Consider the following 24,599-nt stretch of genomic DNA (forward strand, 5'->3'; position numbering starts at 1 on the left):
TGTAAGCAGCTGTTATTTTTAACAAATATCAATTCGAAAGTTAAATCATTCTCATCGGTAAATCGATATAGTGTGATATGAAAAAAGGGACACACTAGTTTAGTGTGTCCCTTTTGGATTTTGAACGTTAGTCGATAATGATCAGATGACTTGCGGCACTTCGTTTGAGTGGTTGTGCGCTCGATTTACCCACATGAGCCCAAGCATTGCAATTACCGACATTGCCATCATCAAAACACCTAGTGGCATCTGGTTATGCGCTGGAAATAGTGATGCAAGCAAGGTCGCAATACCTGCTCCCAAGTTTTGCATGCCACCCAATGTCGCGCCAGCTGTTCCTGCATGATATGGGAATGGCGCAATTGCTCCGGTTGTTGCTGCTGGGAATAGGATACCCGCACCCAAAAAGTACACGGTTGCGCCACCAACCAGCGTTAACGCCGTGGTTAAACCAAACAAGCCAGGGATGAGCACAATAGCAGAGCCAACAAAAATCGATACCAAGCCCACATTTAAAGCACGACGCTCAGAGCGACGCTGCGCGATGTAGCTAGATAAGCCGGCACCCACCAAGTAACCCGGGATCGGTAAGATAAACAGTAAACTTACCGTTGTTGCTGGTAATGCCAATACACCACCTAGCAATACCCCAGCTGCTGCCTCGAACACACCTACGCCAGCAAACGTCGCAACTAGGCAGATCAAAAAGCCTTGGAAGCGGCGGTCAGACAAAACGTGTTTGTAGCTTTTGGCTACTGGTTCGAACTTGCGTTTCTCTTTTGGTAGCGTCTCCATCATGCTGGTCATCATGGTAATCACCACTGCAATGCCAAACAGCGCTAAGAATAGGTAGCTAGAGCGCCAGCCAAACGCTTCGGTTAAGTAGCCGCCAAGTACGGGAGCCAACAATGGTGAGAAAATCACACACATGCTGATTAAGCTATTTGCTCTGTGTAGCTCAGAACCTTCAAAGCAGTCGCGAGTCAGAGTACGTGACATCGCACCACCGCAGCCAATACCTAAACCTTGGATGAAACTACCAATCAAGAACCATTCAAATTGGTGTGCAAAGAGCGCCACCAATGTACCTACGATGTAGATAAGTAGGCCTGCTATGATGATTGGCTTGCGACCTAAGCGGTCCGATAACGTACCGTACACGAATTGCGATAAGCCATATGGAATCAGGTAACAAGCCATCACAGCTTGAAGTGATGACGCAGACACCAAAAACTCACCCGCCATATGACCGATTGAAGGCACGTACATTGTTTGGGTCATTTGACCCACGGCAGTCAATATTGCGATTAAAAAGGTAAGTTTCGCTAATGGAAACGAAGCAGACATTTGCGTATCTCTCCAAAAAATTTAAGACGTAAAAACCCTTAGCGCTCTAATGCAGAGTGCCAACAGACTTTTGGTGTTACGGGGCTATTTGCGCGAGATATTAGTCTTTGCGTGTACAATTAGCAATCGAAAAGTGTGAAGTTGAGCAAGATAAAAATCTATAATATGCATTAGAAAAACTAATCTTAATTTGCATTCGGAAATAGGCTGCTTTTCTTTGTTGAATTACGTTAAATCTCTTATTTGTTGTGAATGTAAACCTACTTATAGGTCATTGTTTTTTATGGTTAAAATCGAGGGGAGAAGAATTGTTTTGGTTAGCCAGAGCAAGACATGGTTCGAACGAAGAAAAGACTGGAGAAGGCACCATGAACAAAAAGGGAGCCGAAGCTCCCTTAGAAATGATTATGTTTATTCGCGGCCAGATGCGTATGCGTAAAGCATTTCTAGCGCGATGGTTGCTCCCGCTAATGCGGTAACATCACTGTGGTCGTACGGAGGCGATACTTCTACAACATCCATACCCACAATATTCATACCGGCTAAGCCACGAATGATCTTCAGTGCTTTGTCTGAGTTCAAGCCACCACAAACGGGTGTACCTGTTCCTGGTGCGAAGGCTGGATCCAAGCAGTCGATGTCAAAAGTAACATACACTGGCTTGTCTGCGACGGTGCGACGAATCTCTTCTAAGATCTCGTTCACCGACATGTCATTCGCTTGCATCGCATTAATCACATTAAAGCCGTGATCCTGCTGTTTGTATTCAGTACGAATACCGATTTGTACTGAGTTCTTCGCAGAGATCAAACCTTCTTTCGGCGCATGGTAGAACATTGTACCGTGGTCGTATGAACTGCCATTTGCGTAGGTATCCGTATGAGCGTCAAAGTGAATCAGAGCCATTTGACCATGATGCTTCGCGTAGGCACGCAGGATAGGCAGTGTGATGAAGTGGTCACCGCCCAATCCCAACATGGTTTTACCGCTTTTTAGAATTTCACTGGTTGCCGCCTCTAGACGGTAAGTGAAATCTTCCGCATCACCACAGTCAAACACGAGATCGCCCGCGTCGATCACTTTCAGCTTATCCAATACGTTGAAGTCCCAAGGGAACTTCTTACCTTCCCATGCCAAGTTGACTGAGGCACGGCGAATCGCATCTGGACCCATGCGCGCGCCTGGACGACCAGATGTAGCCATGTCCAGAGGAACCCCTAGCACCACAACGTCTGCGTCTGCTGATACCGGATTACGAATGTACGGTAGACGTAAAAACGACATAGAGTTGGAGTAAAGCGAATAATCGTTTTTAGTAAACAAATCATTCATATCAGAAGTCCTCTAAATAGGTGTATCCCGCTAGACCTTGTTCTAGTTCTGCTAGGATTTGTGCTTGTTCATTGGCTTCAACTCGTTGGGAAACCAATTGTTTGTAATTGTCACGAATCGCATCCACGTCGATATGAACGTAGCGCATCATGTCTTCTACACTATCACCTTCATTGATATAACTGATCTCAAATTGACCGTGTTCATCAACATTGACTACTGCACTGTGGGTGTCACCAAATAGGTTGTGCATGTCACCAAGGATTTCTTGGTATGCGCCTACTAGGAAAAAGCCCATTAGGTACGGTTTGTCTTTGCTCCAAGCTGGTACAGGTAGCGTGCTCTCGATGCCTTGACCATCAACGTAGTGATCGATCGCGCCATCAGAGTCACAGGTGATGTCCAACATCACAGCACGACGCTCTTCCGCATCGCCAAGACCAGAAAGTGGCAGAACAGGGAACACCTGATCAATACCCCAAGCATCTGGTAGAGATTGGAAGAGAGAAAAGTTCACGAAGAACTTATCTGCAAGACGTTCACTCAACTCGTCCAGAATCGGACGGTGGAAGCGATTTTTAGTGCTCATCTTGCGGCTTAGTTCGAAGTAAATGCGCAGTGACAGTTGCTCTGCCCACGCACGTTGCTCCAAGTTAAGCACACCAGTTGCGAATTGAGAGTGTACCTCTGCCAAATCACTTTGGGTATCGTTGTAGATCTCAATTAACGCACGAGCGTCTGTACCATCTTGTAAGTTTTCCCAGTTTCGCCACATGTTTTGTAGCAAAAGTGGAGCATCTGCGCCAAGTTCATACACTTCTTCCGGTTGGTACGTTTCTGTACCAATTACGTTAGAAATCAATACAGCGTGGTGCGCTGTCAGTGAACGACCGGATTCTGAAATGATCACTGGCATCGGTTGTTCGTATTGCTGACACACGTCGCCCACTGTGTTGACGATATTACGTGCGTACTCTGCAAGGCCGTAGTTCATCGAATTCGATGATTGGCTGCGTGTGCCGTCGTAGTCGACTGCCAAACCGCCGCCCACATCGAAGTATTCGATGTTTGCACCCAGCGCGCGCAGTTCGCAGTAGAAACGTGCGGACTCATTCACACCATTACGTACGTCACGGATGTTTGCCATCTGTGAGCCAAGGTGGAAGTGAACCAATTGCATCGCATCTAGGCTGCCTTCGCGTTTCAGACGTTCAATAACGCTAAGCACTTGCGATGCAGACAAACCAAATTTCGATTTTTCACCGCCACTTGCTTGCCATTTCCCCGCACCTTGAGAGGCGAGGCGAATACGCAAACCAAGGCGCGGTTTTACGCCCAAGCTTTTCGCTTCTTCTAGCACCAGATCCAGCTCAGAAAGCTTCTCTAGTACGATGAATACCTTGTGGCCCAGCTTTTCACCGATCAGTGCAAGACGCACATACTCACGGTCTTTGTAGCCGTTACACACGATCACGGAGCTGCCTTGTTGAGCCAATGCAAGTACTGCCAACAATTCTGGCTTGCTACCCGCTTCAAGACCAAGCTGTTTGGTTTCTAGTTGAGCTTGGCTCGCTAGAATTTCATCCACCACTTCACGTTGTTGGTTGACTTTAATTGGGTACACCAACAGGTATTTGTTTGGATATTGGTATTCTTCAATTGCTTGGTTGAAAGCGTGGCAAATTCCATGCACACGTTGGTGCACGATTTGCGGGAAGCGCACTAATACAGGCAGATTTAACTGCTTCGCTTCTAGCTCATTTACAATGGCACTGAAAGGGATTTGATGTGCACGATCACTACGAGGTGATACGTAAACCTCGCCTTGGTCATCAATACCATAGAAACCTTGGCTCCAGTAGTGAACGTTGTAGTCCGCGCGGATGCGGTCTAATTTAGTTGCTTTTTCCAACTCGATTCTCACAAAAATGTACTTAAGTCCTTAATTAATTAGAAGGAAAAGTACAAAAAAGCAAATCATGAGGCATTAACCTCATACCCTGACACGAACTCCGTGTGCGCGCATTAACGGATAAAAGTGCCGCTGAGTCTAATGATTAAAATCTATCATCTCGATTATGATTTCTTGTCGTGCGCTGGTGTGAACATTTGTTTACCAGAGCGTCCATTCAGCTGTTATAGTTGGTCTGACCAGCAAGGAAGCGGTCATGAAAAATCTCACTCAAATAAGGACATATTTTGCAGCTGCACAGAATTCAGGGATACATTCAGACCATGTATCTCGCCGAATATCCCGATAAATTAATGTTGCTTGATGGTGCAAGTCGAGCAGACATTTCTCACCTTAAAGATTTTATTGAACATCAACTCCACCGTCCTTTTTCTGACCTAAAGTTGGTCGTTGTAACTCACATGCATCCAGACCACGCTGGTGGCGCACACAAACTGCGTGATTTAACTGGATGTAAGCTATTGGCCGCAAAGCGAGAGAGCCAATGGTATAGCGGTGTAGATGGTTGGCTAATGCATTTGACCGATTTGATGTTAGCGCGCTGGATGGCGAACCGGATGCGTAAACCAAAGCAAAACCTGTGGTATTCGCGCAAGTTAAAGCCCGATATAGAACTCATCGATGGTGAGTGTATTCCGGGGTTTGATGATTGGCAGGTGCTAGAAACGCAGGGACATACCGATAGAGATTTGTCGGTTTATCATTCTGAACAAGATGTATTGTATGTGGCGGATTTGATGGTGCAGGTTAAGAAACATCTTATTGCGCCGTTTCCCATATTTCATCCAAACCAATATCGCCAATCATTAAAGCGTGTGTTTGAGATGGATCCGCAATGTTTGCTTTTGGCGCATGGGGGAGAGGTGACTTTTGATGAGAAAGCGTATCAGCACATTCTGCATACTGCGCCGACTAAGCCGATGACCCATTGGCGCGTCACAAAGGTTAAAGCGAAGGGATTGTTGTTTGCGCTATTTCGTAGGAAGTAGGCGAAGATAAAGCCAGACGAGTGATGCTCAACAAAAACGTTCGATCACTCATCTGAAGCTACGGGGTTAAGATGCCAATAAGTGAGATTGGCTAGGGTCGACCAGCACTTTGTCTGCCATACCCTGACGACCTAACAACATCATGTAAGTCATTTTTTCACGGTTGGTCAACGTAATGTCGATTGGCCATTGTTTGTCACCCATGCGCAGCATGGTGGTGATAACGCAGCGATGCTCAAAGGTACCGTTTGAAGATTTCACTTTACGGTTTGCCTTTAGCTTCGCTGTGCAGCGAACCACTTGTTCTAAATGATAAACATCCGGGTGTAGATCGAATGCAACGTAAGACTGACCATCTTTTTCAAAGCAATCAATGTTATCTACATGCAATGAAGAGGTTTGTGCGCCCGTATCAATGCGCGCTTCAAGGTGAGTAATCCCTAACTCAGGTAAGCAAATAGCTTCGGCGTTCCCAATGATCATTTTCTGATTCATAGTGTCATCCTAGCGATGAGTAATACGAGAGCCTACTGAGCAGGCTCTCACTCAAACAATTATCAACCTTTACCACGAGTACGGTTTGCGTGTGGTTTTGCGTTTTTCTCGATAAAGTCGAAAATCATACCAGCAACGTCTTTTTCTGTAGCGAGCTCGATACCTTCAAGACCTGGTGAAGAATTCACTTCCATTACCACTGGGCCGTTTTTAGATTGAAGGATATCTACACCGCATAGGTTTAATCCCATGACTTTTGCCGCGTTAATCGCAGTAGCGCGTTCTTCTTTGCTTAGTCGCACTAACTGTGCAGAGCCGCCGCGATGTAAGTTAGAGCGGAACTCGCCTTCTTTCGCTTGGCGCTTCATCGCTGCAATCACTTTATTACCGACAACAAAGCAACGTATGTCTGCGCCTTTAGCTTCTTCGATGAACTCTTGCACCATGATGTTTGCTTTCAACCCCATGAATGCTTCGATCACGCTTTCTGCTGCTTTGTTGGTTTCAGCAAGCACAACACCGATGCCTTGAGTGCCTTCTAGTAATTTAATCACTAGAGGTGCGCCACCAACATTTTTGATCACGTCCTGAATGTTATCAGGGTGGTGAGCAAAGCCAGTGCGCGGCAAGCCGATGCCTTTACGCGATAACAGTTGCAACGAGCGTAATTTGTCACGAGAGCGGCTGATCGCGACCGATTCGTTGACACAAAATGTGCCCATCATTTCAAACTGACGTACAACCGCGGTACCGTAGAATGTGATGGATGCACCGATGCGAGGAATCACAGCGTCGTATTGTGGCAATTCTTCACCCTTATAGCGGATCTTAGGGTTGTTGCTCGTAATGTCCATATAACAGTGCAGAGTATCGATGACGTCTACTTGATGTCCACGCTCTTCACCTGCCTGTTTTAGGCGCATGGTTGAATATAAATTCTCATTACGAGAGAGAATAGCAATACGCATGGCAATTCCTTAGTAAGTCAGTACCAAATTAAAAATATAAGTATAGAGTATAGAATGCAGCAGGTATGTGATATTTAGGTGATATTACCTACTGACTTCAACGATTTAGATGTGTGGTTGGACAACCACTTCGTTAGAGGTGCGCACCTTAGGTTTTTTTCTCGCGAGAAGAAAACGAAAAAAACTCGTCGTTACAACAAAAATAATTTGTTGAATCATCGGGCATTCTCAGCGTCGTAAGCCGGAAGTTGTCTGTGGACTTTTTTAAGCAAACGGATTACGACGATTAAAACGCTAGGCTATTCTGTAGTTTGTTTTGAGTTTGTGATGACGTCCAATAACACATCTTTAATTGTTTGATAGCGCAGTGGCAGAACACGACTGCGTTTGCGAACTAAAAATAACTCTTCACACACGGTGTTTTTCAGTTGTGCGATGTGCAAGGTATCTTTTTGTGGGAAGTTGTCGACAGCACTTTGAGGCAGCACGGTGAAGCCGAGTCCTTTACTCACAGGTAGTAAAATTTGGCTTAATTGATTCACGTAGCCGGATAATGGTAAATCGCTCATCTTAATTTCTTGGAGCTCTTGTTCCGCGCATTGGTCAAAAAACAGCGTCATGTAGTGCTTGGCATCAGGATGGGCAATGACACCACAGTCGTGCAAGAGTTGTGGTGTTATCTGCTTTTCGCGGTATTGATTAGGTAGGACTAAGCACAACTGCTCCTTACCAATTCTTTCACTGTGAAATAAACCTTTGTGAGGAACATCAGTTACGATACCAATATCAATGCTTCCTTCCGTTATTGCATTGAGAATCGAGTGATTGGGTGCGGCTTCTAAATGCAGCGATAAGCCTGGGTGCTGTTTTTGCTTTTCTAAAAGAGGGCCATACAGCATCAATGCCATTGCGCCAGAACAGGCCAGTTTACAGTGACCTGAAAATGCATCATCAAAACAGAGTTCTTCGAGCAACGCTTTCTCTCTTTCTTCTAACTCCAGCGCGTAGGCGTAAACAATCCGACCTTGCTCTGTTAATTCGAAGCTTTTGTTTTCACGTTTGATCAGCGCATGCTGACAACTTTGCTCTAACTTTTTGATGTGTTGGCTGACACCAGGTTGGGTCATAAAAAGTTTTTCTGCCGTTTGTGTGAAATGACCGACTTCAATCAATGTCTTAAATGTATGTAACCAAACAGGATTAAGCATAATGTGAGATTTGCTGTGAGCTTGCTGAAAGACGTAGAGAAAATGATAGCACGGCACGAAATAAATCGACGCAAGAGAATCGGGTGCCTTGTGAATAATAAATAGCAGACAAAATAAAACCCCGCCTGGTTTCCCAGACGGGGCTTATTCTCTTTCGCAGCAATCCGGCTACTATAGGTGCTCCCTGCATCTATCCTTGATTGTGGCTAAGTCCTTTAACCGAGTTCCTTGTTCATCGCCTTCCTAGCGGTGTCCATTCTTGCCTATCATCCTGACGGGCGAACTCTATCCTAGAGCTTAACTACATCCTTGCTGATAACTCATCCTAAGCTACCAAATCTTCATCCTGAAGATACCTAGTCCATTAGGCTTTTTTCCTGTTCCCGCCAACATCCTGTCGACACAATCAGTATTGATGTTTTGCTGATTACTCTCAATTAGCTAGGTAAAAAAACTTTGGCAGCGAATATTGTTTGAAATAGTATAAGTTATAATTTTCAATGCTTTATATTGATTTTTCGATTTTGTCTTAGTCAATGATGGTCGTTTTGCTTACATTGCTTGTAAGAGATCTCGCACAAGGTGTCGAGCAAATGTCCGAATTGGCGTCGTTTACATCCTGTTTAAGAGTTTGCTCAAGATCACAACTCGATTTGTAGCCATAAAATTTGGCGATAGTGTTAGGTGGAATTTCCATTTCTTTGATGGCGAATGTTGCCCATTCATTACGTGTTTTGTGCAGGACTTGGCGTAGCTTGACAGTGAAGTGACTCATGAAAGTCTCCTTAGTTATCTTGTCTTTCAAGGCAACAATAAGGAGCGTGACGACACAAAGTTGATAGTATGCCGCTTAATATCAATACTATTTCGGCGTGATGAAGATTAAGCTGGCAATACTGATATTATTTGAGCGTGAAACAATACTATTTTGTGGAGTAGCCAATGGCACACATCGAAAAAGTACCGCAAAGACCAGGTTTTTCTTGGCGCTATCGTCGCATTGATGAGCCAGAAAAAGAGTACGATCTCCATTTTCACGATGATGTGTTTGAATTAGTCATCCATCGCCACTTCACTGGCAGTTTGCATATTGGTCATCACGAATTAGAAGTGACTCACAACCAAATGCTATTGATCGCGCCTGGTGTGCCTCATTCAATTCACTCCACATTGGTCGAAAGCAAGTGTGAGACTCATGTGATTTGGTTTAAGCGTGAGTGGATTGCCAATTTGATGTTCTATTGCGCAGAGCTTAGAAAGCTTGATCCGCTTTTAAAGGCGGCCAACAAAGGTGTGCTGTTTTCTGAGCGGACAGCTCAGTACGTTGTGGATCTTCTGCATGAGCTCATGACGTTTCCTGCAATGGAGCAACTCTCTAGATTCCTCCATGTTTTGTCTCTGATTGCTCACGATGAAGGGGCGAAAACACTGATGACTCACTCTTATTTATCGATGAGTGAACACGAATTACAGGAAAGAGAGCGAGTGGCAAGTATTAACGCGTATCTCGAACAGCACTTTGCTAGCAAAGTGACGCTCGCGAACTTGGCGAACCATTTATCACTGAGTGACAGTGCGGTCACAAGATTGTTTCAAAAGCACTTTAAAGAGCCGTTTAGCCAACGCCTAATGAAATTGCGGATCAATCATGCCGCAGATTTGCTGCAATCAACGCCTTTGCCGATTGGAATTGTGTTTGAGAGAGTAGGGTATCGAAACCAAGCCCTGTTTAATCGTCACTTCAAAACGTATAAAGGGCTTACGCCACGCGAGTACCGCCAGCAATATCAGCAGCGAATCCAGCCGTAATTGGGTTGCACACAACTGCGATCACGAACGCGAAAAGAGTTACTCGGCTGAAAGTGAAGGGCAATTGATATCTTACTTGCAAAATTTTTCAGGAATCATTATTAAGATTCAGAGACAGATAATATAGGGAACTTGATTGCCATTTTTCTGTCATATCTGGTGAGTAAGTTAACCGTGTCAGAGAGATAATACGCCGTTTACTAGCCAAAGATGACTGCAAGAAATCGGTAATTATCATTATGTTGTGAAATTGGTCACGGTTAAATAATTGGTTCCCTTATAGATTGAAGGGGATTCGACCTTAGACAATAAGCTCCATAAGGAGCGTTACTTATATAAGATGAGGGATTTTACTATGAAAAAGACTAGAAGAGCTCAGCTACATCGTGTGCGTATTCAATACTGGAAAGACACGAAAGACGCACCAGCTAAAAAATCATAGTTAATGATACCTAAAGGCACGAGCTGGCAGTGGAACGCCGTTTCCCGCTGATTGCCAGCTCAAAAACGCCACAATTACATTCACTCCGCACAACCTCCCAGCACTCTACTTTTACTATCACACACTTCCAAAAGTAAAAAAGCCAGTCCGGAGACCAGCTTTTTATTATTGTCAGTATGACTCTGTAACTTACAGGTAGTTTGCGTCAACCAAGTCGCCAGCTTTTGCGCTTTTCACTTCTGGACGCGCTTCTAACCATGCAATGACTTGTGCTTTTTGCTCTTCAGTAGCACTGCCGTAACGGTCTGTAGAGCATAGGAAGCCTTCAAACAGTTCTAGACCACCGCCGCCGAAGCAAAGGCCAAGCCCATCAATATAGTCGATAAAGTCATCAACGAATGCATCGTAACGGTCGAAGTCGTTGATGTCTGTTTCACAGCTGATCTCGAAACCTAGGATTGCGAACTCACCTAAGAACAGCTTTTTACGGATACGACGGCTCTTGTTATCGATCTTGTCTAATTTCATGATTATCTCTCGTAGATGATTTGAATTCGTACACCTTATACCTTCTATCACACTTTAGCCCAAGTAAAATCAGAATGAAGCGATACAGTTGGTGATTATGTGACCAAAACTTAATTGCTCAATTGGTAACGCTGCTGAGTTTGCTGAACTGCTGAAACACAAGTTTCATATGTTTTAAGCACTTTTGTCATTTTTCTTCTCCAAACTTCTTGCCGTTCAACTAATCACTTATTTATTAATTAAACTATAAGATCGGGAAAGTAAAAATGAGCAAGGAAACCTTTGACGCGACGCGTTATAACCAAAGTGAAAACAAACCATTTGAAGAAGTATTAGAAGCGAGCCTATCTCGACGCAGCATTCTGAAAGGTGGTTTAGGCATCAGTGCGATGACAGCGTTTGGTGCTTTCGGGTTGGCTGGTTGTAATTCATCGGACTCAGGGAGTACAGTAAGCAGTGGCTCGGGCGTATCTAAAGCCGTTCTTAACTTTGAATCTATCCCTGGCTCACTCACTGACGCCGTTTCAATTCCACAAGGCTACACCGCACAAGTATTGGTACCTTGGGGAACACCACTTAATGCACAAGGCAGCGCATGGCAAAATGATGGTACCAACACCAGTACCGATCAGTTAAATGCGCTAGGCATGCACCATGACGGCATGCATTTTTTCCCATTGAACGATAGCACCACAGATGGCTTGCTATGTATTAACCACGAGTACATTGATACATCAGCACTGCATCCAAACGGTCCGACGGTTGAAAATGGCGTACGTACCATTGTAGATGAAGTGCGTAAAGAGATTAATGCGCACGGTGTGTCAGTGGTTCGCATTCAACTGGAAGACAACATGTGGAAGTTGGTTGATACCGATCCACTAAACCGCCGTTACACTGGTGCGACAGCAATGGACTTATCTGGCCCAGTCGCGCACACGTCACTAACCGTCACTCGTTTCTCGCCAGATGGCAGCCAAGCACGTGGTACGTTAAACAACTGTGGCAACGGCTACACGCCATGGGGCACTTACTTAACTTGTGAAGAGAACTGGCCAGGTTACTTTGTTAACGCCGGGACTCGTACAGAAGAACAAGATCGCATTGGTGTTGATGACCAAAGCACACGCTACTTGTGGGAAACACTTGCAGGAAATGCAGAAGAGCGTCTTGATGAGTTCTCTCGCTTTAATGTGGCTCCAACAGGAGCAAGTGCAATGGATGATTACCGTAATGAAGCCAATGGTCACGGTTACATCGTCGAAATTGACCCTTACACGCAAAACTCGCGTGCGAAGAAGCGTACTGCACTAGGTCGTTTCCGTCACGAAGGCTGTACTTTTGGTAAGCTTGAAGAAGGCAAACCAGTGGTATTCTACTCTGGTCACGACTCTCGCTTTGAGTACCTATACAAATTTGAATCTGCGGCAGCGTGGGATCCAGCAGATGCAAACTCGGAAAACCGCCTAGCGGCAGGCGATAAGTACATGGACGAAGGCACACTGTATGTTGCGCGTTTCAATGAAGACAGTACAGGTACTTGGTTGCCGTTGACGCTTGATAGCGTAACAAAATCTGGTGGTACGTTAGCGGAGCACTTTAACTCATTGGCTGAAATTATCATTAATACGGCAGGCGCGGCTGACCTCGTTGGGGCAACCCCAATGGATCGCCCAGAGTGGTGTACGGTTGATCCATTCACAGGTTCGGTTTACTTAACATTGACGAACAATACGCGCCGTACAGATGAAACCAATCCTGCGAACCCACGTTTGAATAATAAGTTTGGTCACGTTATTCGTTGGGATGAAGGGGCTTCAGCTACAGACTTTACTTGGGATATTTTTGTCTTTGGTTCGCCAGCAAATGGTGATGCAGATACCAACCGTTCTGGCCTGAATGAGCTAAACCAGTTTGCTAGCCCTGACGGATTAGCGTTTGATGGCCGTGGTATTTTGTGGATTCAGACCGATAACGGCGCAGATGAAGTTACGTCTTACACTAATGATCAAATGTTGGCCGTTGTGCCATCTAAGCTAACAGATGAGAATGGTGACCAAGCAGTGATTGGTGCGGATAACCAAGCAGAGCTTAAACGTTTCTTTGTCGGACCAAATGGTTGTGAAGTGACGGGCTTTACTATCAGCCCTGATTACAAATCATTGTTTGTGAATATTCAGCACCCAGGCAACTGGCCATACAGTGAAGATGCCGCCGAAGAAACGCCTGCTGGTGTTTCTGTGCGCCCACGAGCGGCGACGGTTGTCATTCGACGTGAAGACGGTGGAGAGATTGCAGTTTAATCTCTAAATGCATTAACACCTTAAAATTCAAGCCCTGCAAATGCAGGGCTTGATGGTTTAGGCGAATGCCTAGTCGCACTTTATATCCAGACAACAGACTTAGCTTTTCAATGAACCGCCTGAAGTACGAATCACGTCTTGATACCAGTAGAAGCTCTTCTTGCGTTTACGCTCTAGCGTTCCTTGCCCATCATCATGACGATCGACATAAATATAACCGTAACGCTTGCTCATTTCGGCTGTTGAGTTAGCCACCAAGTCGATAGGCCCCCAGCTGGTGAAGCCCATCAACTCAACGCCATCAAGAATCGCTTCGTGTGCTTGAACCAAATGATCATTAAGGTATGAAATTCGATAATCGTCTTGGATTTCCCCGTTTTCATCGAATTCATCACGAGCGCCTAAGCCATTCTCGACGATAAATAGCGGTTTTTGGTAACGATCGTGAAGGAAGTTAAGCAAAACGCGCAGGCCTTTTGGATCGATCAACCAGCCCCATTGGCTCTTCTCAAGATATGGGTTTGGTACGCTATCGACGATGTTACCCACTTCCTTCTGTTTCGGGTCCGCACTTGCACAGCCACTTGCGTAGTAGCTGAATGAGATGAAATCGACACTTGCCGATGCGATCTCTTCTAAGTCGCCTTCTTCCATCTGAATTTCAATGCCATTTTCACGGAAGTAACGCTTCATGTAGCCAGGGTACTGACCACGTGTTTGTACATCACCGAAGAACAACCACTTGTTGTTTTCATGCATGGCGGCTAACACATCATCAGGGTTACAAGTATATGGGTAGTTGATTGCGCCAAGCAGCATGTTACCAATCTTGCCGTTTGGTACGATTTGCTGACACAGTTTTACCGCTTTCGCGTTTGCTACAAGCTGGTGGTGAATCGCTTGATAAATGTCTTGTTCACTGGCGTCTTCTTGCAAGCCCACTCCCGTAAAAGGCGCATGCAGTGACATGTTGATTTCGTTAAAGGTAAGCCACAGTTTGACCTTATCTTTGTAGCGTTCTAACACGGTTTTAGCGTAACGCTCGAAAAGCTCGATCACTCGACGATCGCCCCAACCACCATAATTCTCAACCAAGGCGTAAGGCATCTCGTAATGAGAAAGCGTTACAAATGGTTGCATATCGTGTTTGGCCAGCTCATCAAAAATTTTGTCGTAAAACGCCAGTCCTTCTTCGTTTGGCTCAAGCTCATCGCCATTAGGAAAAATACGACTCCAAGCGATGGACAAGCGCAGGCAGGTGAATCCCATCTCTTTAAACAGGGCAATATCTTCTGGATAGCGATTGTAGAAATCGATCGCAAGATCTTTGATGCCAGGCGTTCGTTCTTCACACGTTTGATGCGGGCTTAGAATGCCGTTTGGCAACATATCTGATGTTGATAAACCTTTCCCCCCAAGGTTGTATGCCCCCTCTACCTGGTTTGCCGCAATGGCACCACCCCAAAGGAAATTATCTGGAAACTTAATCATGTTTCTCACTCTTTATATCTAGGAAATGTTTGTGGATTTATTGCTTGAGAATAGTGTAGGAGACATCTCGATACTTGTAGCGAGATCGTGTTTTTATCAGTTCATCACCAAACGTCAGTAATGATAAACATTGAGATATAGGATGGTTGTTAACAATGCCAACCTAAGTGAATTTAGGTTGGCATTCGTATTCAAAACGTAAATGCTAAATTCGCCGCCGCGCCAAACTGGTTATCGCCAGCGTAAGACCCTGCTAGGTCTACACTGATTACATCAAAAGGACTGATGCCAATGCCACCTGTCACCGAGTTATCGAGGTTATTTTCTAGGTCAACTTCATAACCAGCGCGGAGTTGCGCCCATCCCCAAGCATTCCCCTCGATACCAACTCGAATAAACTGGGTGTCATCGTCGAGCTCTTTAAAGCGCTTTTGTTTGGTGAGATCGGCGTCTAGGCTCAGAGCGACATAGTCCCCGACATAGCCGATACCAAGGGTCGCTTGTGGCGTGAGTTCGTAGGTATAGTTGCCTAGTTTTGTTTCTATATCTTGTTCGAAGACGTCTTTTAACGAGAGACCAGCTCTAAATGCGTTGTGATACCAAGCGACCCCAAGATCCATATTGAACGTGTTCTTTGATACTTCACTTTTGTCGTAATCCTCGATATCAAAGTCATCTAGTGTTGTACGCTGCGTATAGGTTTTAAGCTGTTGGTATTTGGGCGTAATACCAAATGCGAATTGCTGCCCACCTATCGTGTAAGCGCGAGCCAAGGCAACGCCATATTCCGCACTACCGAAAGCCGCTAGGTCGACGGCAGAATTGAGGTATCGATCTGCGGTGTTTGTTGAATCTGAGATATCGGGTGCCGCAAGTATCTCCACATAACCAGCGCTAAAAAGGTTTACCGACATGTAGCGTGTCGGAATCGCAATCGCGAGGCTCAGACCTCCGTTAATGACGACTGGAGCACTCTTATCTAATTGATCGAGTAGTCGATTAAGTTCGGCTTCGTTCGCAGGTGTGGGAATGCCCTGAATACTATCGTAAAGGTCTTGAACATCATCAACGGCTGATAAAGCTTCATCCTCATCGTGAATATTGACGCCGAGAGCAGGAATGAGTAGGCCGATATCGTCATTTTCTCGATAGAGAGCGCCTAGGGCTGGGTTGTGTAGAGGAGCGGTTAAATAGTCAGCGGAAACGACGCCTGTATTTCCCATTCCGTGACTTCGAGCGTCTGCTGCGTAAGGTGCTGCAAAAGCGTGAGGTGATAAAATAAAAAGCGCCCCTGTTGCTGCTAAAGTTAGTTTTCTCATAACGCATCCATTCTTACTTTAAATAATTACTTATCAATAAATTAGATGGTGGGAGCTAAAACTTGGTGTCAACCACCAAAAATTGCGCTGATGAATAGCATGTGGCGATTCATCAAGTTAAGCGTAGGTTAGGCAACTCGCTTTATAAAGTTGATCAAGATTTATTGCTCTTTAATTGTGTGGAGAAAAGCTGAAGAGGTGGATGGTATTGGGTTAGCTACGATGAGGAGCGAGCTCAAACATTAAGGTGAAGGACATGCCTTTATCAGCGTTGAGCTGCGCACTGACTTTCCCTTGCATATCTCGCATATTGTTGGCGGTGATGGAAAGTCCTAACCCCAGTCCATCACCAATTTTTTTACTGGTTTGGAAAGGTTCGAACATGGTATCGAGTTGGTCCGAAGGTACCCCACACCCATTATCACTTACCACGACCTCAACATTATCGGTAGTGGGTGTAACGGCAATCATTAACTGTGGATCTTGGGTCTCTTTCATCGCATCTAATGCGTTAGAAATTAGGTTGCCGAGCACTTGTTGTAGGCGTTGCTCTTCGCCAATGATATTGGGTAAGTCGTTGGGAATGCGTACCCGAACGTCTACCTTCGCGAGTTGAGATTGATAGACGCGTAGCGTCTCTTCTAAAGCGTTTGTCAGCGATATTTCGTGCAGTGTTTCTGGTTTATTGTAGGCAAACGTTTTTAGCTGACTGGTCATGCTTGCCATGCGGTCAATCAACTTTTGAATCAACTTGTTATTGGCTTTCATCATGTCTGTTTGTCCACGTTCTGCTAGCAACTCGTTGGTGGTTAAAAGGGTACGCAGGCCAGTCAATGGTTGGTTTAACTCGTGGGTAATCGCGCTCGACATTCTGCCCAATGCTGCCATTTTGCTTGATTCAATCAATTGCTCTTGGGCTTGTTTTAAAGCTTGAGTTCGCTCTTCCACCCTTTGAGCGAGCTCTTGGTTAATCAGCTGCAGCGATTGTTCCGCTTTTTTACGTTTGCTAATGTCGATTATGGTAGCAAGGAAATACTGCTCACCGTGCCATGGGAAGCTAGTGAGTGAAAAGAGTACAGGAAATACGCTGCCATCACTGCGTCTCGCCATGGTTTCTACAGCGCTAATCTCTGCTAGTTCCTTATGCTTTGGCAGATCTCTAAGCAAAGTGAGTGTGGTCGAATTTGAATTACCTGCATCAAATAACTCCCAAGCGAAGGTATGACGATTCACACTTTCAGGAAGACAAAAAAGGCGTTTTGCCATTGGGTTGAGGTCGAACAATAGACCTTGTTCGTCAATCAACAACAAACCAACATGTGTTTTATTGATCATCTGTTTAAGTCGGCGTTGCGATTCTTCTAGTAAGGCTTGAATACGCTGCTGATTGAGATGTTTTTGTCGACGCTGTAAACCAATGATGACCAACAGGATAAGGAGCAGGAGGAGCGCTGCGATGCTCCATCCAATGACACTAATCGTTTGCTGAACAGGTTTGGTCGGAATAAGGTAACTGACAAACCAGTTTAAGTCGTCCAGCTTTACTGTGTGTGCAAAGTAGCGCTGCTGATTGAGAGTCCAGAAATGAATCACCGTATTGTCATACAGCGTTTGAGTTTCGACTTTGACTTGGTTATTCGGTTCATTAAACCAGTCGGCGTTATAGTTTGTGCTGCTGGAGAGGAAGAAGCGTTGATGGCGATTTTGTAGCGTGATGATGTCTTGGCTGGTGATGGTCTGCTCCGTTAGCAAACTCAGGTTGATTTGAACAACAACGATGCCCGCTATCTCCAAACCATCAAAAATTGGTGCCGAGAGGTAGTAAAGCGGACTAGAACCTTTTGTTTTATTCACCAGTGAGACGCCTTCTCCCTGACGTTGTATTTGTTCGACAATCGCACGGCGGTCAGAGCGGCTGAACCGTTCATCGATAAGACTCGATACCAACACTTCTCCCGAGGTTGAAAGAATCAACCAACCCTCTGTATTCGCGGCTTTATCGAGCTGTGTCAGTTGTGCTTGAAGTGGCTCATAGTAGTTTAAATTGCCTTTCACAAACGCAATTGTTTCTGGGTTATTCGTGACGAGATAGGGAAGGTGATAGAAACGCTTTAATGCTCGGCGGACTTCACCAATGTAGTCGAGGAGTTTCTGTTGTGCTTCTTGTTGAGTTTGGACGCTCAGCCATTGATGGGCCACCTCTCGGCTAGCACCGTAGAAAAAGATCACCAGCGCACTGATCAATACGGCGGTTAGCCACATTTTCCCATTCTTAGTGCGCTGCATACGAGCTCCGTTTGGCTGAACATAGTTATCGTAGTTGGTAGTGAAAGAGTGCGCTTAACTGATTGGATGTTAAAGAATTGTGATTAAGAAGTGGGATCTAGCTCCTTTTCTATAGCATGGTTTTTGCTAACTTTAGCAAAGACTTCTATCACCGATCAGGCAGTAACTCATGACTTTTGACGACATTCCGCGTATCGCCCTAATTGAAGATGATGACATCGTTCGTCAAGCAACAAGCCAATGGCTGCAATTGGCGGGGTTTGACGTCATAGCTTTTAGCTCGGGGGAGGAAGGCAAAACCGCCATTCTGAACCAAGAGTTTGATGCGATAGTTAGTGATGTTCGTTTGCCAGATACTGATGGAATTTCGATTTTAGAGAGCCTTATTGCGAATCACATTCCAACACCAATGATACTAATTACTGGTCATGGTGATGTGGATATGGCGGTGAATGCGCTACAAAACGGCGCGTTTGATTTTATTGAAAAACCTTTCCAGCCGGAGCGTTTGTCTCAACGCGTCACAGATGCGGTCGAGAGCCATCGCGCGCAAACATCGACGCTTCACCGCCAAGAGTATCTAGCTAGCGTGAGTGGTTTAGAAGAGGTGCTCATTGGTCAAAGTCGAGTGATGCAGCAATTACGCGAGCAAGTTGCGAAATTGGCGAAAATCGATACTAACGTGATCATCTACGGTGAAACGGGTTGTGGTAAAGAGCTGGTGGCGACCAGTTTACATAATGAAAGCCAAAGAAAACCTCATCACTTTGTGCCGATAAACTGTGGTGCGATTCCAGAACACCTTTTCGAGAGTGAGTTGTTTGGTCACGAAGCTGGAGCGTTCACTGGTGCAAACAAACGACGCATCGGCAAGTTGGAATACGCCGATAAAGGCACGTTGTTTTTTGACGAGATAGAAAGCATGCCGTTGTCGATGCAGGTGAAAGTGCTGCGGGCGCTTCAAGAGCATACCGTTGAAAGAGTGGGGGGGAATCTGCAGATCGGCGTTGATTTACGAGTGATCGCGGCGGCGAAAGAAGATCTCAATGATCATGATGAGTTTCGTCAAGATTTGTATTATCGACTCAATGTGGCGCAGATCTATTTGCCACCATTACGTGAGCGAGAAGAAGATTCACTGATTTTGTTTGAGCACTTCACCTTGCAAACTAACCCTGAAACCCGACCATTGAGTGATGCCGACAGAAACGCAGTGCTTTCCTATGCTTGGCCTGGGAATGTTCGAGAGCTGCGAAACGTGGCTATGCGTTTTGCTTTGGATGAAACGGTATCTGTGATGGAAATTCTCTCTAGCCGTCCTTCGTCAACCACGGAGGAGACGCAAGTGGGTGTTCCTCTGGTTATTCAATTACATAATTTTGAGCGTAAGGTGCTGCATGATTCATTGGTCAGGCATCACGGACGCATTAACGAGGTGATGCAGGAGTTGGATTTACCTCGTCGAACTTTGAATCAAAAGATGCAAAAGTTTGGTTTAAATCGCTCTGATTATACTTAACGCAATTTTTAAGCTGACTTACCGCTATGGGCGTCACAAATATGATTATGCGCTCTTTGAGGGAGTTGGGACAAACTTATAAGTTAGGCCTTTCCCTTCTCCAAACAAGGTGACTTGGTTTCTGCCCGTATGTTTAGAGCTATACAGCGCTTCGTCTGCTTCAGCAACGACCTCGTGAAGCGATTGTCCCTCAGATAACTCACTGATTCCAAAGCTCATGGTGATCTCATTCTCGAATGACTGCAATGAGGCTTCAGTTTCCACCGCCAGGCGAATTTGCTCGGCAACAATTTTGGCGCGTTGTGCTTTTTCAAGTAAAACAATCATGAACTCATCACCACCAAATCGTACTGTGCAAGCTGACTCTGGGAGGTGTTTCTTAAAGATAGCGGCAATCGTAGCCATGACGGAATCTCCTACCGTATGGCCGTAGTGATCATTAATCGCTTTGAACTCGTCCATGTCGGTCATGATGATGCTTATTGATTGCTTCCGTTTGTGCGCTTGATTAACAAGGTTTGGAACAATTTCTTCCATCGCGCGACGATTATGAAGCCCTGTGAGGGCGTCTAAATGTGAGAGATCATTGATTGACTGTATCAAGCGGCCATTAATTAGCCACAACATGCTAAAGCTCATAGCGACAATCAGACAGATGCTAAGTAAAAACGTCATCTGGTGGATAAAACCTGCGGTCATAAAATTTGGCACTTCATTGGCGAAAGCGCTCCAAAGTGCTCTGAAGCCCATAAAAATACTGAAGCAAAAGAAGGAGCACGCCATCACTATGATTGGGAGTTTTTGGTCTTGCTTGGTGCCTTTCAGCATGGCGATCCCACTAAAAAACGTAACGATGCAGATATAAACACTTAAGTAAATGATACGGCTTTTAATTGAATGGTCATGGAAGGTGAAATAATAAAACGAACCGCTGAAAATGGGCGTTAAAAAAGCGAGTGAGTGGGCCAGTTTTAGAGGGAATTGACGAAAAATGCTCACGCTGTAAAGCGTAAGCAAGAAGCCGATTAATATGAGCGTATTAGCTATGACGATGGTAAGCCAATCTGGTGCGGAGCCTCTAAATCCCAGTAAAAAAGGCCCAAAGCCAATAAATAACAGCGAGAGAGAAAAAGTCTTTAAGCCTTTGATTTTTTTCTGTGTGTATTGGTAACAAAGTAGACTGATTGAGTAAATGCAAGAGAACAGAATAACGATAAAGTTGAGCGTTCTGATGTCTAAATACTGATTGTCCATAAGCGCTCCACATCAATCCATAGTTCAGGCAACTCCTTTGCCTGATATCAATAAGCGAACTACATATTAACTTACTTATTGAGTGATGTCTTATGTTAAACGGCTATTCATTTACCAGCTCGAATTGTTCGGTTTGGTTGGTTTTCGTCGTAAACAGCAGACCAACAATCATCATAAATACGCTAGGCATAATCCAGCTAGCAAAGTCATTGTACAGAGGCATGTAATTACCCATCCACTCATCGGTGGAATCTGGCATGTAACCTAGGATGTGCAGCGCATCAACACAACCAAACGTTAGAGCAGTGAATGCGGTCACAACCACCATGATTTGCGACATCTTGTTGCGCACCGGTGCCATGATCATCAATGCAATCGCTACTGGGTGAAGCGCCACAACCGCTGGTAATGTGATAGCCAATAGTTGTTCTAGACCTACGTTAGCGATCAAACCTGCCAATACCATGGTCGTGATCACACAGCCTTTGTAGTTCACTTTGCTGAAAGTGTTGTCGTAAAACTCACTGCCTGCTGTGGTTACGCCGATAGCAGTAGTCAAACACGCCAATACCATCACGGCACCTAATAATAGTGAGCCAAATGCACCGAAGTGGCTGAAGGTGAACGCCGTTAAGATGTCGCCACCATTACTGAACTCAGAACCCAAGTATGAGCTCGTCGAGCCAATGTAAGCCAATGAGATGTAAACAAATGCCATGGCAACGGCGTACATCAAAGCTGCGATTAGCGTGTATTTTGCGGTGGCTTTCGGACAATCCACCCCCATGCTGCGAATCGCTCGGAAGATGATCCAACCAAAACCGATAGAACCTAACGCATCCATGGTCATGTAGCCTTGCGTCAAGCCTTCAGCAAATGCGCCAGATACGTATGGTCCCGTTGCGGCAGTTAGCTCGCCGGTTGGGTAAATCAGAGCGGTCACAGACATGATCACTAAAATAGCCATCAATGCAGGGGTTAAGATCTTGCCTAGGTTGTCGACCAATTTGCCCGGGTATAGCGCAAACAAAATGGTGATAACACAGAAAGCAATTGTGAAAGGCACCAAAGCGGCATCACCAAACATTGGTGCAAAGCTAAATTGGTAAGCCACGGTAATCGCGCGTGGTATTACGAATGCAGGACCAATCACGATAAATACCATTACCCAAAAACTGGTCGCCAAAGGTTTAGGTAGGGCAGCGGTTAATTTATCTGAACCGTTTACGATAGCGACCATCACCAGTGCCATTGCAGGCAGACCTACGCCCGTTAAGAGGAAGCCAGACATCCCGCTCAGAAAGTTTTCACCTGCTTGGTAACCCAAAAATGGAGGGAAGATCAGGTTACCCGCGCCTAAGTACATGGCGAAAGTCATGAAGCCCAAAGCGGCGATATTGCGTGCGCTTAACATTGTTATTCCTCTTATGTTTCGCTTGGAAGAAACTGAAAGGAATGGGAGGAGTATGTGGTGTTCCCGTCAGCTTCTTCTCAAGCTGACAGAAAGTTTAGATATAGCCTGTCAGCTCTGAATCAGTTTCAGAGAGAGCAGGAGGATCGCAGCAGCAACGCCAGATGGGCGTTTTAAAGCGAATTGTAATTGCGCAGTTGCTGACATGGGTGATCCTTAATGACGAAAAAATACCAAGGAATAGGTTTGCCTTGGCGTGTTGTTACCCTAACGAACATGAGACTATTGGCACAACCCCGAAGTAGAAAATAAGTTGATACGGTCAATGTTTGTTTCTTAACTGGTGGATCGAACTGCTTTTTTAATTCAAAGTTAGAATAAATGACTTATCAATTCTGTAACATGGCTTGTTTTGCTGTATTTTTGTGCTATTTGTAGTCGTTTAGGCTATAAACCTCCGCTGATAAAGTGAGCAGTTTAGAATGATGCGCTTTTTCTTCTTATTGTTAAGACGCTCATTAGTTGCGGTTCAACCTAAAATCACGTCGGCAAAATATTGCTTATCAGCGAATCGTCCATTTATTTTGTCTTGATCACATTTTATTAACCTTTTGCGATCTAGGCGTGCAACCTTCTTCTCTTGAATAAGCAAGATCTTGCTCATCGCTTTGCTATCAAATCAGCAGAATTTTGCTCATTTTTGATGTCTTTCTGTGCTTAGGTCAACAAATACAATGACTTAAAAGTTGGCATTTCAATTGCTCTAGGGAATTTGTTGTTAATAAAGATTTAACATGATGTAAATCCCCAATCGTGAAACGACTACACGGAGAGTAATAATGAAAATGAATAAGCTGGTAAAAGCTTTGGCTGTCGCTGTGACTTCTTTTGGTATTGCTGCTAACGCTGCCGCAGAGGACCGTAGCTACATTCTTGCAACGGCATCGACAGGTGGTACTTACTACCCTGTGGGCGTAGCGTTGGCGACGTTAAGCAAAGTGAAATTGGCACCAAAGCACCACTTCTCCCTTTCTGCAATCAGCTCTGCGGGCTCTGGTGAAAACGTCAAACTGCTGAACGAAAACGAAGCACAGTTCGCGATTCTACAAGGTCTTTACGGTGCATGGGCTTGGTCTGGTGAAGGTCCTTATGAGAAGAGCGGTCGTCAAGAACAACTGCGCTCAGTCTCTATGCTGTGGCAAAACGTTGAGCACTTTATTGTTCGCTCTGACCTAGCAAAAACTGGCACAGTGACTGACCTGAACAACCTAGATGGCAAGAAGTTCTCTATCGGTAAGAAGAACTCTGGTACTGAGAACTCTGGTCGTCAAATCATGAAAGGTCTGAAGGTCGACCCTGATAAATTCAATCTTGCTTACATGGGCTACGGCGGCAGTGCGAGCGCACTTCAAAACGGCACCATTGACGGCATGAACACGCCTGCAGGTGTACCTGTTGGTGCGGTCACTCAGGCATTTGCTGCGTTGGGTAAAGACATTTCGATTCTTTCGTTTACTGACGAGCAAATCAAAAAGGCGAACGGCAACTACAACCTATGGACGAAGTACGAGATCCCAGCGAACACGTATCCGGGTCTAGATAAGCCGATCACCACCATTGCACAGCCAAACTTCTTGGCAGTTCGTGAAGATATCTCGGAAGAAGACGTTTACCAGCTAACCAAAGCGATCTACGAAAACCTGCCTTTCCTACAAGGCATCCACAAAGCAACAAAAGCAATGGCGATTGAGAAAGCGATTGCTGGCTTGCCAGTGCCTCTTCACCCAGGTGCGGCGCGTTACTACAAAGAAATGGGCATCGAAATCCCATCAGACCTAATGGCGAAATAACGCCAACTTCGCCCTGAGTTTCGGCTCGGGGCATTTTATCCCTACCGATATCTAAGATGGAAAAAGCCGCCAGAGC

Annotated in this window: 18 protein-coding genes; 5 read left to right on the forward strand and 13 right to left on the reverse strand. The window is 45.3% G+C overall.

The genetic code is table 11. The features are described 5' to 3' along the window. Nucleotides 1-141: 141 nt before the first annotated feature. The 3 genes from emrD to speA form a co-directional block, all read right to left on the reverse strand. Nucleotides 142-1,347, reverse strand: coding sequence for a multidrug efflux MFS transporter EmrD (emrD, locus tag EX191_RS17725; RefSeq protein WP_005393574.1), 1,206 nt, complete (start codon nucleotides 1,345-1,347; stop codon nucleotides 142-144). A 411-nt stretch (nucleotides 1,348-1,758) separates the two neighbouring features. Next, nucleotides 1,759-2,679, reverse strand: a complete 921-nt coding sequence (gene speB, locus EX191_RS17730; RefSeq protein ID WP_006741236.1) for an agmatinase — start codon at nucleotides 2,677-2,679, stop codon at nucleotides 1,759-1,761. A gap of 1 nt (nucleotide 2,680) precedes the next feature. Beyond that, nucleotides 2,681-4,591 (reverse strand): arginine decarboxylase, encoded by a 1,911-nt coding sequence (gene speA / locus EX191_RS17735; RefSeq protein WP_041853149.1) that lies wholly within the window; start codon nucleotides 4,589-4,591, stop codon nucleotides 2,681-2,683. A 323-nt stretch (nucleotides 4,592-4,914) separates the two neighbouring features. Between speA and EX191_RS17740 the strand changes: the two genes are divergently transcribed. Next, entirely contained in the window at nucleotides 4,915-5,640 is a 726-nt protein-coding gene (locus EX191_RS17740; RefSeq protein WP_193448190.1) for an MBL fold metallo-hydrolase, read from the forward strand. A 66-nt stretch (nucleotides 5,641-5,706) separates the two neighbouring features. Here EX191_RS17740 and EX191_RS17745 read toward each other — a convergent pair whose 3' ends face one another. The 4 genes from EX191_RS17745 to EX191_RS17760 form a co-directional block, all read right to left on the reverse strand. Then, the gene (locus EX191_RS17745) at nucleotides 5,707-6,135 is read right to left on the reverse strand and encodes an ATP-dependent zinc protease family protein (RefSeq protein WP_005393584.1); all 429 of its coding nucleotides are present in this window, start codon (nucleotides 6,133-6,135) and stop codon (nucleotides 5,707-5,709) included. 62 nt (nucleotides 6,136-6,197) lie between these two features. Beyond that, nucleotides 6,198-7,103: a 30S ribosomal protein S6--L-glutamate ligase gene (rimK, locus tag EX191_RS17750; protein ID WP_005393586.1), complete on the reverse strand. Its 906-nt coding sequence runs from the start codon at nucleotides 7,101-7,103 to the stop codon at nucleotides 6,198-6,200. A gap of 299 nt (nucleotides 7,104-7,402) precedes the next feature. After that, the gene (locus EX191_RS17755; protein ID WP_193448169.1) at nucleotides 7,403-8,311 is read right to left on the reverse strand and encodes a LysR family transcriptional regulator; all 909 of its coding nucleotides are present in this window, start codon (nucleotides 8,309-8,311) and stop codon (nucleotides 7,403-7,405) included. A 529-nt stretch (nucleotides 8,312-8,840) separates the two neighbouring features. Continuing rightward, the gene (locus tag EX191_RS17760) at nucleotides 8,841-9,086 is read right to left on the reverse strand and encodes a hypothetical protein (RefSeq protein ID WP_193448170.1); all 246 of its coding nucleotides are present in this window, start codon (nucleotides 9,084-9,086) and stop codon (nucleotides 8,841-8,843) included. A 167-nt stretch (nucleotides 9,087-9,253) separates the two neighbouring features. Between EX191_RS17760 and EX191_RS17765 the strand changes: the two genes are divergently transcribed. Further along, nucleotides 9,254-10,120, forward strand: coding sequence for a helix-turn-helix transcriptional regulator (locus tag EX191_RS17765; protein WP_053807967.1), 867 nt, complete (start codon nucleotides 9,254-9,256; stop codon nucleotides 10,118-10,120). A gap of 631 nt (nucleotides 10,121-10,751) precedes the next feature. Here the strand turns inward: EX191_RS17765 and EX191_RS17770 are convergent. Further along, on the reverse strand, nucleotides 10,752-11,090 hold the full coding sequence (locus tag EX191_RS17770; RefSeq protein ID WP_005393599.1) for a YggL 50S ribosome-binding family protein: 339 nt from the start codon (nucleotides 11,088-11,090) through the stop codon (nucleotides 10,752-10,754). A gap of 266 nt (nucleotides 11,091-11,356) precedes the next feature. Between EX191_RS17770 and EX191_RS17775 the strand changes: the two genes are divergently transcribed. Next, nucleotides 11,357-13,393 (forward strand): PhoX family protein, encoded by a 2,037-nt coding sequence (locus EX191_RS17775; protein ID WP_193448171.1) that lies wholly within the window; start codon nucleotides 11,357-11,359, stop codon nucleotides 13,391-13,393. A gap of 99 nt (nucleotides 13,394-13,492) precedes the next feature. Here the strand turns inward: EX191_RS17775 and EX191_RS17780 are convergent, their stop codons facing one another. The 3 genes from EX191_RS17780 to EX191_RS17790 all read right to left on the reverse strand — a co-directional run bounded on the left by EX191_RS17780 (nucleotide 13,493) and on the right by EX191_RS17790 (nucleotide 18,489). After that, complete coding sequence (locus tag EX191_RS17780; RefSeq protein WP_193448172.1) at nucleotides 13,493-14,884, reverse strand: glycoside hydrolase family 1 protein; 1,392 nt, start codon at nucleotides 14,882-14,884, stop codon at nucleotides 13,493-13,495. Nucleotides 14,885-15,075: 191 nt separating this feature from the next. Further along, entirely contained in the window at nucleotides 15,076-16,203 is a 1,128-nt protein-coding gene (locus tag EX191_RS17785; protein WP_006741246.1) for a conjugal transfer protein TraF, read from the reverse strand. Nucleotides 16,204-16,416: 213 nt separating this feature from the next. Next, nucleotides 16,417-18,489, reverse strand: a complete 2,073-nt coding sequence (locus EX191_RS17790; protein WP_193448173.1) for a sensor histidine kinase — start codon at nucleotides 18,487-18,489, stop codon at nucleotides 16,417-16,419. Between the two features lie 169 nt (nucleotides 18,490-18,658). Here EX191_RS17790 and EX191_RS17795 point away from each other — a divergent pair, with 169 nt between their 5' ends. Then, complete coding sequence (locus tag EX191_RS17795) at nucleotides 18,659-20,008, forward strand: sigma-54-dependent transcriptional regulator (RefSeq protein WP_193448174.1); 1,350 nt, start codon at nucleotides 18,659-18,661, stop codon at nucleotides 20,006-20,008. A 45-nt stretch (nucleotides 20,009-20,053) separates the two neighbouring features. Here the strand turns inward: EX191_RS17795 and EX191_RS17800 are convergent, their stop codons facing one another. Together EX191_RS17800 and brnQ are read right to left on the reverse strand one after the other, a co-directional pair. After that, nucleotides 20,054-21,262 (reverse strand): diguanylate cyclase, encoded by a 1,209-nt coding sequence (locus tag EX191_RS17800; protein ID WP_193448175.1) that lies wholly within the window; start codon nucleotides 21,260-21,262, stop codon nucleotides 20,054-20,056. A gap of 103 nt (nucleotides 21,263-21,365) precedes the next feature. After that, entirely contained in the window at nucleotides 21,366-22,676 is a 1,311-nt protein-coding gene (gene brnQ, locus EX191_RS17805) for a branched-chain amino acid transport system II carrier protein (RefSeq protein ID WP_193448176.1), read from the reverse strand. Nucleotides 22,677-23,512: 836 nt separating this feature from the next. Between brnQ and EX191_RS17810 the strand changes: the two genes are divergently transcribed. Further along, on the forward strand, nucleotides 23,513-24,523 hold the full coding sequence (locus EX191_RS17810) for a TAXI family TRAP transporter solute-binding subunit (RefSeq protein ID WP_134645369.1): 1,011 nt from the start codon (nucleotides 23,513-23,515) through the stop codon (nucleotides 24,521-24,523). Nucleotides 24,524-24,599 lie beyond the last annotated feature (76 nt).

This window comes from Vibrio chemaguriensis (genome assembly GCF_012275705.1).
Lineage (GTDB): Bacteria > Pseudomonadota > Gammaproteobacteria > Enterobacterales > Vibrionaceae > Vibrio > Vibrio diabolicus.

Excerpts from the sequence above, each read along its gene's own strand:
- EX191_RS17760 (WP_193448170.1), bottom strand. The coding sequence starts at position 9,086 with ATGAGTCACTTCACTGTCAAGCTACGCCAAGTCCTGCACAAAACACGT.
- EX191_RS17785 (WP_006741246.1), bottom strand. The coding sequence starts at position 16,203 with ATGAGAAAACTAACTTTAGCAGCAACAGGGGCGCTTTTTATTTTATCA.
- EX191_RS17780 (WP_193448172.1), bottom strand. The coding sequence starts at position 14,884 with ATGATTAAGTTTCCAGATAATTTCCTTTGGGGTGGTGCCATTGCGGCA.
- EX191_RS17810 (WP_134645369.1), top strand. The coding sequence starts at position 23,513 with ATGAAAATGAATAAGCTGGTAAAAGCTTTGGCTGTCGCTGTGACTTCT.
- brnQ (WP_193448176.1), bottom strand. The coding sequence starts at position 22,676 with ATGTTAAGCGCACGCAATATCGCCGCTTTGGGCTTCATGACTTTCGCC.
- EX191_RS17790 (WP_193448173.1), bottom strand. The coding sequence starts at position 18,489 with ATGCAGCGCACTAAGAATGGGAAAATGTGGCTAACCGCCGTATTGATC.
- EX191_RS17740 (WP_193448190.1), top strand. The coding sequence starts at position 4,915 with ATGTATCTCGCCGAATATCCCGATAAATTAATGTTGCTTGATGGTGCA.
- EX191_RS17755 (WP_193448169.1), bottom strand. The coding sequence starts at position 8,311 with ATGCTTAATCCTGTTTGGTTACATACATTTAAGACATTGATTGAAGTC.
- EX191_RS17770 (WP_005393599.1), bottom strand. The coding sequence starts at position 11,090 with ATGAAATTAGACAAGATCGATAACAAGAGCCGTCGTATCCGTAAAAAG.
- EX191_RS17765 (WP_053807967.1), top strand. The coding sequence starts at position 9,254 with ATGGCACACATCGAAAAAGTACCGCAAAGACCAGGTTTTTCTTGGCGC.
- EX191_RS17775 (WP_193448171.1), top strand. The coding sequence starts at position 11,357 with ATGAGCAAGGAAACCTTTGACGCGACGCGTTATAACCAAAGTGAAAAC.
- speB (WP_006741236.1), bottom strand. The coding sequence starts at position 2,679 with ATGAATGATTTGTTTACTAAAAACGATTATTCGCTTTACTCCAACTCT.
- EX191_RS17795 (WP_193448174.1), top strand. The coding sequence starts at position 18,659 with ATGACTTTTGACGACATTCCGCGTATCGCCCTAATTGAAGATGATGAC.
- emrD (WP_005393574.1), bottom strand. The coding sequence starts at position 1,347 with ATGTCTGCTTCGTTTCCATTAGCGAAACTTACCTTTTTAATCGCAATA.
- rimK (WP_005393586.1), bottom strand. The coding sequence starts at position 7,103 with ATGCGTATTGCTATTCTCTCTCGTAATGAGAATTTATATTCAACCATG.
- EX191_RS17745 (WP_005393584.1), bottom strand. The coding sequence starts at position 6,135 with ATGAATCAGAAAATGATCATTGGGAACGCCGAAGCTATTTGCTTACCT.
- EX191_RS17800 (WP_193448175.1), bottom strand. The coding sequence starts at position 21,262 with ATGGACAATCAGTATTTAGACATCAGAACGCTCAACTTTATCGTTATT.